Below are 13,897 nucleotides of genomic sequence, written 5' to 3'. Positions count from 1 at the left end.
CATTTCTATGGCTCCTAAAATGTCCAAGAAACCGAATCCATCCACTGCTGCAGCTCCTGTAACTGCGCCGGCGGAAGGCGAACGCCGAGCACTCCGTGGATATATCGGCCAGTATGAGCGGGCGGGCGCTGCCATCTACGCAGCGCTTGAGCGCGACGAGTTGCTCTGGATCGGCGTCGCCGACCGCAAAGCGGGTATTGCCGACGACTTGGTACTCGGCTTCGATGGATTGGTGGTCGGCTATCAGTTCAAGACGTCCAAGTTCCCGGGAACCTTCACTGTTGAGACGCTTTTTACTGGCGCCAAGGGCCTCTGGAAGCCCCTGGTTCATGCTTGGCAGTGCCTCCGCAAGGACAACCCGGGAAGCCGTGTCGAGATTCGCTTGGTCGTCAACGACTACCCATCGACTACTGACAAGCCAGGCGACGGCACGCCGCCCCACAGTGCAGCATTTCTTGAAGAGTTCCAGCAGCATGCAAATCGGTCGCTGACGGATTGGTACACGCCGGAATGGAGCCGACTGATCGACCACCTGCGCCGTGAAGCCGACCTGAGCGATGGCGACTTCGAACAGTTCTTGCACAGCCTCCGTGTGGTGTACGGAGCTGCGGCGGACTTCATCCAGTCGCACAAGCTGAACACCGAGCAGGCGCGGCAGGCATCCGAGATTGCAAGCGTACTGCCCAAGCTGGTCGCCGATGTACGCGACAAAGACAGGTGGACGCGTGACGAGCTGCTTCGTGAGCTTGGCTGGCGCGATCCCGCCAAGACGCTGCTCATCCATCGGTTTCCGGTCGGCGCCTATGTCCAGCGCAACCGCGACACTGAGGTCAAGCTGCTAGCCGCGCTGCATGCCGCCGACCAGGGCTACGTCTCACTCATAGGACCGCCTGGCTCCGGGAAGTCCACTCTCCTGCAGGTTGCGCTGGCCACTGAAGCAAATGTCCGGCTCGTTCGCTACTTGGCGTACGTGCCGGGCGCTGCTCAAGGCGTGGGTCGCGGGGAGGCCGACAACTTCCTGACCGACGTCGGCACGCAGCTGCGCAACAGCGGTTTGGTTGGACTTCGTCTTCGCGATGACTCGCTGCATGAGCGCCGCGAACAGTTCGGCGTCCTGGTGCGGCAGGCTGGTGAACGCTTCGACCGCGACGGAATCCGAACAATCATCGTCGTCGACGGGCTCGACCATGTGCCTCGCGAAGAGCGGCCGACCAATTCGCTTCTGGGCGAGCTGCCTCTTCCCACGGCCATCCCCAACGGGGTTGTGTTCGTGCTCGGCACGCAGCGGCTGGATCTCGCGAATCTGAAGCCCGCCGTAAGAGAGCAAGCGGAGAAGAGCGAGCGACAGGTTCTCATGGGGCCTCTCGGCCGCGTGGAGGTCGCCCGTATGGCGGATGCGCTTGACCTGCCTGCCGAGATTCCGAGGTTGGATCTGAGCAATCTCACGCATGGCCACCCGCTGGCAACGCGTTACCTAATTCAGGCGCTGTTGCACGCGGACGAAGCCGGCCGTAAGCACCTTCTCAGCGGCGGGATGCCGTTCGACGGCGATATTGAGACCGTGTATACCGCTGCTTGGCGCGAGATCGCAAGCGATGTCGATGCCATGGACGTGCTGGGCTTCATCGCTCGGGGTGAGGCACCCATGGACCTGCGGCTGCTGGCCACGATGGTCAAGGAGTCCGCGATTGAACGCGCCCTGATCGTTGCACGGCACCTGCTCCGCAGTTCATCCCGGGGGTGGAGTGTCTTCCACAACAGCTTTAGGCTGTTCGTCATCGCTCAACCGCGAACCCGCCTCGGAAGCGTCGACGCCGAATACTCGCAGCGCGTGTACCGCGACCTCGCCCAGTTGGCGAAGAACGCGCCGCCCGAATCAGCGCAGCACTGGCTTGAGCTGCGCTACCGCGCCCGTGCCGGCGACGGTGCCGATGTACTTGCACTGGCGATGCCCGCTCGCTTCAGGCAGCAACTAGCTGACGGGCGTTCTATCGCCGAGATCCACGCCGATATCCGCCTGGCGCTGCTGGCAGTGCGTGGAACGCACGACGCTACTGCCTTCGCACGGCTGCTGCTGTGTCGTGACGAAGTGGGGCGGCGCGAAACAGCCCTTGAGTACGCCAACCAGCTTCCGCTGGCGATGCTGGCGGTCGGGGACATTGATGCAGCCCTCTCCTTCGTGCAGTACTTCCCCAGCCAGGGCTACGAGGTCGTCGACGCCCTGTTGGCGCGAGGCGACTTCGAGCGCGCGAAGGAACTGTTTGAAAGCCTCGAGCCACTGTCGCAGCTCCATACGTCCAAGTTCCAGAACCACGGGCACGACCATAACATCAAGGAATTCGAGAGGTGGGCAAGGCGCGCCGTCCACTTCCGAGACACCGAGCAGATCCAGATAGCGATTGACCACCTCGCCGCAGAGGGGCTACGCCAGCCCGAAAAGGTGGATCCGAAAACTGTCGCCGCGCTGCAGCTGCATCTGAGGAGGGAAGCCGCAGAGGCTATGCTCCTTCAGAAGGTTGGCGCCGATCCACAAGAACTCTGCAGCAAGCTCGGGGTAGCCAACGAAGACGAGCCTTTGGTGATGGTTCACGCAGGGCTTGTGGCCAGTCGGCGTGGCGACGTTGCGCAAGCGCTTGCCCTGTTTGATGCTGCCGCCGCCCTTCCTGGCTTCGGAGAGGTACCCAACGGCTACCGCCGCCGGATGGCACTGATTGCATTCGAAGCTGACCGTCGTGACCTAGCCGAGGCCCTGTTCGACAAGCTGGTCGCACCGATGATCTCCATGTGCGACGACGACACGGACTTGGCTGGGCTGGGTAATCTGGTCGGCGCGGTGATGCATCACGCGAGGCTTTGCACGCTGCTCAATAAGCCGCTGCCAAGCGCGACACCGTCGAAGCACACCTTCCTTCATCCGTTCCAGCAGCACGCCTCGACGATAGGCGTGCTTCTAGGTCGCGCCGCCGTCGACAACGCGTCAGTGCCGGCTGGCAGCATCCAGGACGAAGCCCGCATTGCCCTTGGGTACGTCCTACGTCTGACATCAGAAGGCGGCAGCAAGTCATATCGCATCCAGCAGGCCTTCAAAGCGGTCCCCATGCTCGCGCAAGCGCTGCTGAGGCTCGGCGCCAAGCGCGGCGAGACTGAGTACCGCGCGGTACTTCGGGAAGTTGACGCAGCCATCGCCTCATCGACGCTGGGGGGCACAGCGTACCTGCGACGCAGATTGGCCGTCGATGCGTATCGGGTTGACGGTGACCGGGTGGCGGCCGTCGATCGACTCAACGCACTCGTGGCGGAGCTTCAGGAGAGCACGCCGAGCGAGCAGATCGACGGGTTGGCGGATCTAGCCATCGCGTTGGCTGCGGTCGGGGACTTAGAGCGGGCGAAACAGTTGCTGGCGACAGTTCCCGAGCAATGCCTTGGCTACGCGTTGGCCCCCAAAAAAGACCCGCAGTACGCAATCTGGCGAGACATCCTGGTCATTGCGAACGCCGCTGACCCGGGGAACCGTATCAAGCGGATCTCAAACTTGATGCGCCAAGTCGGCGGCATGACCGAAACTGAAGGGTCGTCGGCCGCGCATCGCCTGACGATGTCGCTCATTGAGGAAGCGATTCAGGTCGGACCTCGATTCGGCTTCGAGGTGTCAAGGACACTGGCGGAATGGCATTTGATTGGCTGGCCGAACCGCGTCGACCTGCTCATGACGGGGATGGTCCGGCGAAGCCCTGAACTCGTCTTGGCCTGCGCGACCGTCTGGTGCGGGCTGTGCCTGCCGTTCTACATGGAACCGTACTACCGGGATCCGTACCACGTCGGCGACTTCATCGACATCGCCGCCGACGCCGCCGGACCTGGACAGATTGAACCGCTCGCGCTGATGCTTTTGGGGGTGATCGAGGTAGCCAGCAGGGCACACGAGAGGGTCGGACTGCTCCAGCGCCTTCGCACCGCGGCCGGAAGACATGGGTTTTCGTCGGCCGAGCTCGACGCCGCCGTAGCCCGGTGGACGTCAGAAGCGCCGGAACCTCGACACTCGTTCACGCCCAGCAAGTACGACTCGGACGCCACTCTGGAAGAGCTTGAGCGCGCGTTTGAAGCGGATGGCGACGAACTGAACTACAACGCGCCGTACCGCTTCAGGGATCTGGCTGAGGCAGCTCCGCTTCATCTGGCGCAGAGGATGTTTGAGCGCTGGCAGGTCTTGCAGGACAACGCGCGCTGTCGTTTCCTGATGGTGAAGCGGTTTGCTTTGGCGGGTGAGGTCGAGTACGCCAACAAGCTGATGCAAGGCTACGAGGCAAGCAAGGATCCCTGGAGCTCCTGGAGCCAGTGGATGGGTGGCGGCAAGTTCTTCTACTTTGAGGCGAAGAAACTTTTGCAGGGACCATCCACATGCCCTGCTGCCTTCGAGAACATCGTCGATTCAGTGACGGCGGGACAGGAGAACACCCAGTCGCTGCTAACAGAACTGGATTCGATACTGCCGGTAATCAGCGCGGCGCCGGATTGGCCGGCCATCTGGTCGCTGCTTGAGGAGCAGATAGCCTGCACTCGCGAGTTCCAGTTGGGGCAGCCCTTCAAGCCGAGCGAGCTACCGCTCAGCGACACGGAACTTCTGGAGGATTTGCTGCACTTTGCCTATCGGCTGCCCATCACAGAAGTTCAGCGACACGCACGCAATTGCACGCTGCGCTTGGCAGGGCAAGCCGGACTGGGTCAATCTTTGTTCAAGTCCCTTATGCGGCGACTTATGGCCGGCGAGTTAGATGCCCCCTCGCAGGCGCTCGGAACGCTGCTGGCTGCTGACAGCGCGCACCTTGCACCCGAGTTGGGCAGCGTCGTGGCTGCGTTGGTCAATCACCGTGACATCGCGGTGGCAGAGTCAGCCGCGCTCTTGTCGCATCGTTGGGGGCTGGCTGTCCCCTTGGACGCGGTGCCACTGCCCCTCTTCTATCGCCTCGAACTCGAGCACCCGCCAGAGGGCGACCAGGCATTCACGGACGAGAGAACTGGTGCAATGCGCGTCGAGTCGCCGCTTGGCTGGACCGATATGTTGCGCTCGACGGCACGTCACATTGCGAAGGCGGCAGGCATCGAAGAAATGACAGTCCGACGGCGCGCGGCGATGTTCATCCAAGATTGGGGGGGACTTGAGGCATTCGGGCCCTCTGGCGTCCAAAGGCTTGAGGCTCAGCTTCGCGCCCTCGACATGCAGATTACTTACCTGAAGCCCCACGCCTACATTGCCATTGCCGCCCTTCGCCACGTCGCGGGAGAACTGCGGCTGGCCGGCAAGCTGAAAGACCGCGACAGGCCGACGCTGTTGGAGAGTTTGGGTTCCCCGCTTCCGCCTCGGCCGCTGAAGCTGCCACGAGTGCGTCCTGAATGGATTCGCATGCCGCTGCTTGACCGACACGCGAGTTGGTCCGAGCGAGAGAGGAAGTGGGTTGACGAGGTCGACAGCGACATTGCGCTTTTCCCTGCACACCACGATGGCCAAGTCGTGGCTGAGGTCTCGCGCTTCAAAATCTTCAAGCCACGCCTGTCAGAGCATCGTCTCTACCGATTTCGAGCACCCTCGGCACAAACCGACGGAGAGGACTTCGACCAGTGCTATGCCATGTTGCCCATCGCTGTGTGGCTAGGCCGGCACGTTGCCTTAGACGAAGAGTTGGCACCAACGCTTGTAAGGCGAGTTGTTTGCTCTGTGGACATGGGCTTCGACGCAGCGGCCTATCCACTCGCGTTGTGTCCAAACTGGTTGGTGAGGCTTCGCTGGCACGCGCATGACGAAGAACCCAGCGTCTTCCTTGACGCGAGCGGAGCTGTGGTCGCGAAGCTCCATTGGTGGCGTGACGCTGGCCCGGTTGATATCGATGAGGAGTCTCTGTGGGGCGAGGGATGCTACCTCGTTCTGACGCCGGTAGGCCTTGAACAGATCACCACTGCCCGTGGGAGGCTGGACCTGGACATCAACGTGTTCGCAAGCAGGCAGATCAAGCAGCCGAGCAGCTACGGGCAATCTCTCTTGAAGACGGCGAAGAACGGCTATTCGCTCTAAGCCATGCACATTCAGCGGCGATGCCAGGCGAGAGGGATCACGCTGGCTTGAGCCGGCTGTCCCGGAGGACTGCTTCCGGCCGGGGGGGCTAGCGTTCGTAGTGCCTCAACGCCCGACCGCTCCCGCGGCTTAGCGGTCGTTTATGGATTGCCTCTTGACCGACCGCTATGGCCGAGAAGCGGAAGACCGGACTTGCCGCAGGGTGTGGTCGGTGCGGGCCTGTGGCTTCCGTACCGGCTTCGGAGGCACGAATCTCCCCGGCCGTGCTTGCCAACCGCTACTCTGCCCGCATCCCGATCTTCCCGCCCTCGCCCCATCCCGCTAGCATCGTATCCGGCATATCGACAGGGGCACGTCATGGCGGGCGCTCGGCATTGGGACAACGTCTACCGGACCAAGGCGACCGACCAGGTCAGTTGGTTCCAGCCGCATGCGGAATCCTCGCTCAGGCTGATCAAGGGCCTGTGCCCGGATCGGGAGGCGCGCATCATCGACGTCGGCGCCGGCGCCTCGGTGCTGGTCGACGACCTGCTGGCGGCCGGTTACCGCAACCTGTCGGTCCTGGACATCGCCGCGTCGGCGCTGGCCATCGCCAAGGCCCGCCTCGGCGCGCGCGCTGAGACCGTCGGCTGGCTGGTCGGCGACGTCACCCGGGTCGACCTGCCCGCCGCGGCCTATGACGTCTGGCACGACCGCGCCGTATTTCATTTCCTCACCGACGCGAACGACCGCCGCCGCTACGTCGAACGGGTCCTGCGCGCCGTGCGGCCGGGCGGCTACGTCATCGTCGCCACTTTCGGCCCCAACGGCCCGGAGCAGTGCTCCAACCTCGACGTCTGCCGCTATGCGCCGGAGGCCCTGCACGGCGAGTTCGGCAAGCCGTTCGAGCTGGTCGGCCACCACACAGAGCCGCACCTGACGCCGGCCGGCAAGACCCAGGAATTCGTCTACTGCTACTGTCGCCGCCGGGGTTGATGCGGCTCAGGGCAGCAGCCGGCCGGGGTCGCGGTAGAACATCGCCTTCCAGCCCTGCGCCCCGGGGCGGGCCGCCCATGGCCGGGGCACCAGGGTGACCACGGCGTAGTGCAGGTGCGGCGGCTTGCCGCGGGCGTTGCCGGAGTCGCCCACCGTGCCGACCGGGTCGCCGGTCGCGAGCCAATGGCCCGATTCGGCGCCCAGGGTGCCGAGGTGGGCGTAGTAGTGCAGCCAGCCGCGCGCGGTGAGGACCAGGACGACCTTGCCGCCGCGGGCGATCTCGCCCCGGTAGACGACCAGCCCGGCCTGGGCGGCGCGTACCGGGGTGCCGCGCCGGGCGAAGATGTCGATGCCCTTGTGCACGCCGGATTCGCCCCAGGGCGCGTACCAGTAGCTGGCCGGGTTCCAGTCCCGGCGGCCGGCCCCGGCGACCGGCATGGCGACGCCGCCGGCGGGCAGCAGGCTTTCCAGGACCAGCAGGGCGGCGACCGCGACGGCCAGGCGCCGGCGGCGACGCCCGGTCATGGCCGGCTCCCCGCCAGGGCCGGCAGCACCGGGGCCCGGCCCTCCCACCACGCCGCGGCGGCCACGATGGCCATCTCGACGGCGAAGGTCCAGTGCAGCAGGTAGGCCAGCCACCAGCGGCCCGGGCCGGCGGCGACGTCGACCAGGGAATAGGGCCGGTCGCGCCAGGGCGCCAGCCACCAGATGTCGCCGGCCACGCTGTCGAGCAGCAGGTGGCCCCAGACCGCGAGCAGGAAGACGGCGACGACGTGGCGCCCGGCGCCGGCCCGGCGGCCGAGGGGCGCCGCGGCGGCGGAGACGGCCAGCCAGAAGGCCGGCAGGTGGGTCCAGTAGCGGTGGTGGTGGATTGCCCCGGCATCCGCGAGGGCGCCGTAGACGAGGTCGAGGTCGGGAAACAGGCCGCCCGCCATCCCGGCCAGCAGCACCCCGGCGAGCGGGGCGCCGCCGACGTGCCGGGCATAGACGCGGGCGGTCAGGTAGCCGGCCGGCAGGTGGGCGACGAACACGGCGTCAGTCCTGGCTGGCCGGCAGGCCGGCCCGGTTCCAGTCGAGCCGGCGGGTCAGCCACATGGTCAGGGCGAGCAGGCCGAAGATCAGCCAGGCGCCCATGAGCAGGGCATAGTCCTCCGAGGCCAGCAACTGGTAGAGGCCGAGGTAGAGCAGGCCGTAGCCGGCCGCGAGGACGCCGGCGCCGCGCCAGCCGCCCACCAGGCTGCGGCCGTACGCGGCGATCAGCAGGGTGCAGGCGGAGGCGGCGACCAGGTAGGCGGCGGCGAAGGCGACGTGCTCGGACAGGGCCAGCAGGAGCAGGAAGAAAAGCACCACGGCGAAGCCGACCAGCAGGTACTGGAGCGGGTGCACGGGGCGCCGCCGGAGCAGCTCGAACAGGAAGAAGCCGCCCAGGGTGAGCAGGATGAACAGGAAGCCGTAGCGCACGGCGCGGTCGGTCTGGGTATAGGCGTCCACCGGGTCGACCAGGGAGACGCCCAGTCGGGTCGTGAAGGCGCCGGCCCGGCCGTCGCCCGCCGGCCCCGTCTCGTTGAGCACGCGGTCGCCCCCGCTGGCGAAGTCGTTGACCCGCCAGCGCGCGCTGAAGCCGCTCGCGTCGACGGTGCGGGCCTCGGGCAGGAAGCGGCCGGTGAAGCTCGGGTGCGGCCAGGCCGAGCGCAGGCTGAGATCGTTGTCGCCGGCCACCGGCACGATGTCGAGGCCGCCGCTGCCGGCCAGTTCGAGTTCCAGGGCGAGGTCGAGGCCGCTGGCCAGCCGGCCGGCGTCGAGCGGCACGTGGAAGCCGAATTCCAGGCCGCCGCCCGGCACGCCCGGGCGGGCCGCCAGCACCCGGCCGGCGGCATCGGTGACCTGGATGCGCTTGAGCCCGCGCGGGTCGCTGACGCCGAACACCAGGGCGGCCTCCTTGATGGTCTGGCCGGGTTTGGCCTGCCAGGCCGGCACGCTGGCCGCCAGCTTGAGCGAGGCCAGGTAGACGCGCGCCCGGTAGATGCCGCGATAGCGTTCGCTCACTTCCAGGGCGCCCTGGCCGGCCAGGCGGGTGGGCCGGACCAGGCGCGAGCAGTCGCGTACGACCCGGCGGCTGCGCGTCTCGCCCTTGGCGTCGGTCTCGGTGACGGTGGCGGGTTCGCTGCACTTCAGCCAGAGCAGGGGGCCGACCAGTTGCTGGTCGCCGGCGTACTGGTCGGCGATGGAACGCACGGCGGCATCGCGGGTGGCCTGGCGTTCGGACGCCTTCCATTCCACCTGGCCGAGGGCGAAGGACAGGATCAGGGCGAGCAGGACCAGGCTGAGCAGCTTGGCGACGAGTGGGCGGTTCATGGCGGTCTCCGGTGCGGGTACGCCATGCAGACTGGACCCCGCGTGTGGGGATCGCGTGGCCGGACTATGTGGATGCGGTGATCTTTTCCGGCAGGCTCAGGCAGGCCTCGGCGCCGCCGCCGGGATGGTTGGCGAGCGCGATGTCGCCGCGGTGCAGGCGCGCCACCTCGCGCACCAGGTTGAGGCCGAGGCCGCTGCCGCGTTCGCCGGTGTCCGGCCGGGGCGTCGAGTAGAAGCGTTCGAACAGGCGCGCCCGGGCGTAGTCGGGGATGCCCGGGCCGCGGTCGCGGACGCGCAGCGTGGCGCGGCCGTCGGCGTGGTCCAGGGTCACGGCCAGCCGGCTGCCGGGCGGGCCGAAGTCGATGGCGTTGTCGACCAGGTTGGCGACCGCCTGGCGGAGCAGGAACCGGCTGCCGTCCAGGCGCACCGGCGCCAGCTCGGCGTCGACGCCCAGTTGGCGCGCGGCCAGGCGCTCGGCCCGGCCGGCCAGGACCTCGCGCACCAGGTCGTCCAGGGCGACCGTCTCGACGTCGTCCAGGCGGCCGCGGCTCTCCGCCCGGGCCAGGCTGAGAACGCCTTCGACGATGCGTTGCAGGCGCGCGCTCTCGTTGGCGATGTTCGCCTCCAGGCGGGCGCGCCGGCCGGCGTCGGTCTCGTCCGGCAGCAGCTCGATGGCGCCCCGGACGGCGGCGATCGGGCTCTTCAGCTCGTGGGCCAGGAGCTGGGTGACCTTCTCGACGTGGGCCTTGCCGTCCAGCTCGGCGCGCAGGTGCTCCAGCGCCTGGGCCAGGCGGCGCAGCTCGCTGCGGCCCTCGATGGGGATGCGGTCGCGGCGGCCCTCCGCGACCTCGTTGGCGTAGCCGACCAGGCGGCGCAGGTCGCGCGTCATCCAGTAGGAGAAGGCCAGGGCCAGGAGGAGGGCGAGGGCGAACAGCCAGAGCGCCGACTCCCAGGCCTTGGTCCGGGCCAGGTCGATGAAGCTCTGGAACGAGCGCGACGGCTTGCCGACCGCGAGCACGCCGACCAGGCGGCCGTCGCGCAGGATGGGCGCGGCCACGTACATGACGCTGCTGGCGCTGTCGGCTTCGTTCTCGCGCGTGGTGCGGGCGCCGTATTCGCCCCGCAGGGTGCGGGCGACGTCCTGCCAGTGCGAGTAGTCCCGGCCGAGGTCGCGGCCCTGGCTGTCGAACACCACCCGGCCGGCTCGGTCGGTGACGTAGATGCGCAGGTCGGGGTCGCGCTTGACCACGCCGTAGATGCGCGCCTCGAAGCGGCGTGCCGCGTAGGCCCTGAACACGGTCTCGATGCCGGCCGTCGGGTCGCTCCGGCGCCCGGCCATCTCGCGCGCCGCCATCTCGGCGAGCAGGTTGGCGGTCTGCACCAGGGTCTCCTCCACGGACTGGCGCACGCCCGGCACGAACTGGCTGGTGAACAGCTTCATGGCCAGCAGGACGGCCAGGGCGGCGACCGCGACGTAGCCGACGAAGAAGCGGATGAAGAAGTTCAAGGCGACCGGGCCAGGCTGTAGCCGAGGCCGCGATGGGTGCGGATCGGCTCGGCGTCCGGGGCGCAGGCGGCCAGCTTGGCGCGCAGGGCCTTGATGTGGGTGTCCACGGCGCGTTCCAGGCTGGCCTCGGCGAGGCCGGCGGCGTCCATCAGCTCGGCCCGGCTGAACACCTTCTCGGGCCGCGCCGCCATGGCCTTGAGCATCAGGTATTCGGCCCGGCTGAGGTCGAGCGGCCGGCCCCGGCAGGTGATCCGGGCGCGCTCCTCGTCGACCTCGACCAGGCCGGCCGGGGCCGGTCCGGCCGGCGCCGCGGCGGCGCGGCCGCGGCGCAGGATGGCCTTGACCCGGGCCGCCAGTTCGCGCGGGCTGAACGGCTTGGCGACGTAGTCGTCGGCGCCGATCTCGAGGCCGACGATGCGGTCGATCTCGTCGGCGCGGGCGGTCAGGAAGATGACCGGGACGTCGGAGAAGGCGCGCACCGCGCGGCACAGGTCGAAGCCGTTGCCGTCCGGCAGGCCGACGTCCAGGATGGCCAGGTCGAAGCCGCCGGCGCGCAACTGCGCGAGGCCGTCCGAGGCCAGGCTGACGTGCCGGCAGGCCAGGCCCTCCCGGGCCAGGGCCAGGATCACGTTCTCGGCGATCGGACGGTCGTCCTCGACCAGCAGGATGGCGGCGGTCACGGGCATGGTAAGGGCAGGGACTGCCCCGGAGTTTAGCCGAGCCGCGCCGGCGGCGTCTTGACGCTGGCCGAAAAAGCCGCCTTAATCGGGCGATCCGTCGTCCGCCTCCCGCCATGAAGCAAAACGCCTTTTCCGGTTTCGCCCTCACCTTGCTCGGCGTGATCGAACACGTCGGCCTGGCCATCATCACCGTCGCCACCGTCATCGCCGGCGTCGGCGAGGTGCACACCATGGTCGGTGCCGGCGCGGTCACCCTGGCCGACCTGCTCCTGCTCTTCCTGTACCTGGAAATCCTCGCCATGGTCGGGCTGTATTACCAGTCCGGCAAGCTGCCGGTGCGCTTCCCGATGTACATCGCCATCGTCGCCCTGGCCCGCTATCTGGTGCTGGACATGAAGAACATGAACGAATGGCGCCTGCTCGGCGTCGCCGCGGCCATCCTGCTGCTGGCGCTGGCCGTGCTGGTAGTCCGCTACGGCCACGTCCGCTTCCCCTACGGCGAAGGCGAATAGCCCCGCGTCACGAGATTCCCCCGATGAAATTCAACCCCGCCTCCTTCCGCGCCTGGAAGAACAAGAGCATCACCTTGCTCGGCATGTCCGGCGTCGGCAAGACCTACCTGTCCGGCATGCTGCGCGAGCACGACTGGTTCCACTATTCCGGCGACTTCCGCATCGGCAAGCGCTACCTGGACGAGCCCATCCTGGACCTGATCAAGCAGCAGGCCATGCAGGTGCCGTTCCTGCGCGAGCTGTTGCGGCGCGACTGGATCGACATCCGCAACAACATCAAGATCGAGGACCTCGGCCCGGTCCTGGCCTTCGTCGGCAAGGTCGGCAACCCGGAACTCGGCGGCGTGCCGCTGGCCGACTTCCAGCGCCGCCAGGCGCAGTACCGCGACGCCGAGATCGCCGCCATGCTCGACGTGCCCAGCTTCATCCGCAAGGCGCACGACATCTACGGCTACGCCCACTTCGTCAACGACGCCGGCGGCAGCCTGTGCGAGATGGAGGACGAGCGGGTCATCGACTGCCTGGCCAAGCACACCCTGATCCTGTACATCCAGGTCACCGACCAGGAGGAGGAGCGCAAGCTCATCGAGCGCGCCGTCTCCGATCCCAAGCCGCTCTACTACCGGCCCGCCTTCCTGCGCGAGCAACTGGCCCTGTACCTGGAGGAGGCCGGCGTCCAGTACGTCGCCGAGATCGACCCGGACGCCTTCGGGCGCTGGGTGTTCCCGCGCCTGTTCCGGTCCCGCATCCCGCGCTACGAGGCGATCGCCGGCCCGCACGGCTACACGGTGACCTCGCGCGAGGTGGCCCAGGTGCGCGACGAGCAGGACTTCATGGCCCTCCTGGAAACGGCCATCGCGCGCGCCGGCTGACCCCCCGGAACGCGGGGGTGGCGTGCCCCCGGGCACTGCCTAGAATGCCGCCATCGGCCCGGATTCCGGGCGCTTGCGGCAGGTGCCCAGTTGCAGACCCTCGTCCCTTCCCTGTCGGCCGCATCGCGGTCGCCGGCGCCCCGGGCGCCACGCCGGTCCTCCGCGTCGACCACTCCGGCGGCGATTGCGACCCGCCTGTCCGCGCGGCTCCTCGTCCTGGCCTGCCTGGCCGGCGCCACGCCGGCCCGGGCGGCCGACGGCGTCCCCCCGTCCTGCATCGGCGCCTACGACCAGCTGCGCGCCGGCAAGCTGAGCGAGGCCGCGGCCGGCATGGCGGAATGCGGCGCCGCCAGCCGGCCCGGCCCGGCCCGCACCGTGCTGCTCTATGACCGGGTCCGGGTGCTCGACCGCCTGGGCCGCGCCGACGAGGCCCGGGCGCAGTTGCTGGCGTTGACCGACAAGGCCGATTTCGAGACCGGCCTGGCCGACGAGGTCAGCGGCCCCGGCGCCTGGTCGCGCGACCCCGAGCTGGTGCGCGCGCGCCGGGCGACCGGGGTCAACCGCGCCGACCTGCTCCTCGACCTCGCCTGGCGCGCGCTGCGCGCCAAGGACGCCAAGGGCGCCGTCGACTGGGCCGAGCGCTCCGCCCGCCACGCCCTGACCCGTTTCCGGCCCGAGGCCGAGTGGCTGCCCATGGACCGCGACGCCGGCTGCGCCATCGCCCTGCGCGGATTCGCCCGGGCCGACCTGGGCGACGACCAGGGCGCCCTGGTCGACATCGTGCGCGGCTACATCCGCGGTTGCGACAAGCTGCCGGTGGCCGAGAAGGCCGGGCTCCTGGGCGAGGATTCGCGCCGCCGGGTGGACGAGTTGAAGCGCCGCTTCGACGCCCTCCAGGACGAGGTGCGCCGGGTCACCGAGGCGAACCG

The 13,897-nt window shown here is 68.1% G+C and carries 10 protein-coding genes; 5 read left to right on the top strand and 5 right to left on the bottom strand.

The window, feature by feature from the left end; all coding sequences use genetic code 11:
- The first annotated feature begins 19 nt into the window (after nt 1-19).
- Nucleotides 20-6,067 (top strand): ATP-binding protein, encoded by a 6,048-nt coding sequence (locus EZJ19_RS12810; protein WP_131448200.1) that lies wholly within the window; start codon nt 20-22, stop codon nt 6,065-6,067.
- A gap of 357 nt (nt 6,068-6,424) precedes the next feature.
- Nucleotides 6,425-7,042 carry a class I SAM-dependent methyltransferase gene (locus EZJ19_RS12805; protein WP_131448198.1) on the top strand — a complete coding sequence of 206 codons (618 nt, stop codon included), beginning with the start codon at nt 6,425-6,427 and terminating at the stop codon, nt 7,040-7,042.
- A 6-nt stretch (nt 7,043-7,048) separates the two neighbouring features.
- Here the strand turns inward: EZJ19_RS12805 and EZJ19_RS12800 are convergent, their stop codons facing one another.
- From EZJ19_RS12800 to creB, 5 genes are all read right to left on the bottom strand, one after another.
- Nucleotides 7,049-7,567, bottom strand: a complete 519-nt coding sequence (locus tag EZJ19_RS12800) for a murein hydrolase activator EnvC family protein (RefSeq protein WP_131448196.1) — start codon at nt 7,565-7,567, stop codon at nt 7,049-7,051.
- The gene (locus EZJ19_RS12795) at nt 7,564-8,073 is read right to left on the bottom strand and encodes a metal-dependent hydrolase (RefSeq protein ID WP_131448194.1); all 510 of its coding nucleotides are present in this window, start codon (nt 8,071-8,073) and stop codon (nt 7,564-7,566) included. Before EZJ19_RS12795 ends, EZJ19_RS12800 begins: the two co-directional genes overlap by 4 nt.
- Nucleotides 8,074-8,077: 4 nt before the next feature.
- Complete coding sequence (gene creD / locus EZJ19_RS12790) at nt 8,078-9,397, bottom strand: cell envelope integrity protein CreD (protein ID WP_131448192.1); 1,320 nt, start codon at nt 9,395-9,397, stop codon at nt 8,078-8,080.
- 64 nt (nt 9,398-9,461) lie between these two features.
- On the bottom strand, nt 9,462-10,904 hold the full coding sequence (gene creC / locus EZJ19_RS12785) for a two-component system sensor histidine kinase CreC (protein ID WP_165873570.1): 1,443 nt from the start codon (nt 10,902-10,904) through the stop codon (nt 9,462-9,464).
- Nucleotides 10,901-11,590: a two-component system response regulator CreB gene (gene creB, locus EZJ19_RS12780; RefSeq protein ID WP_131448188.1), complete on the bottom strand. Its 690-nt coding sequence runs from the start codon at nt 11,588-11,590 to the stop codon at nt 10,901-10,903. Before creB ends, creC begins: the two co-directional genes overlap by 4 nt.
- A gap of 107 nt (nt 11,591-11,697) precedes the next feature.
- Between creB and EZJ19_RS12775 the strand changes: the two genes are divergently transcribed.
- From EZJ19_RS12775 to EZJ19_RS12765, 3 genes are all read left to right on the top strand, one after another.
- Nucleotides 11,698-12,096, top strand: a complete 399-nt coding sequence (locus EZJ19_RS12775) for a phosphate-starvation-inducible PsiE family protein (RefSeq protein WP_131448186.1) — start codon at nt 11,698-11,700, stop codon at nt 12,094-12,096.
- A gap of 23 nt (nt 12,097-12,119) precedes the next feature.
- Nucleotides 12,120-12,968 (top strand): ATPase, encoded by an 849-nt coding sequence (locus tag EZJ19_RS12770; protein WP_131448184.1) that lies wholly within the window; start codon nt 12,120-12,122, stop codon nt 12,966-12,968.
- Nucleotides 12,969-13,058: 90 nt separating this feature from the next.
- Nucleotides 13,059-13,897: hypothetical protein (locus EZJ19_RS12765; protein WP_131448182.1), on the top strand; the 839-nt coding region annotated here is incomplete at its 3' end.

The organism is Parasulfuritortus cantonensis, from assembly GCF_004337445.1.
GTDB lineage: Bacteria > Pseudomonadota > Gammaproteobacteria > Burkholderiales > Thiobacillaceae > Parasulfuritortus > Parasulfuritortus cantonensis.
Note: the sequence above shows the minus strand (reverse complement) of the source record. Positions and strands in the feature narration are given on the sequence as shown.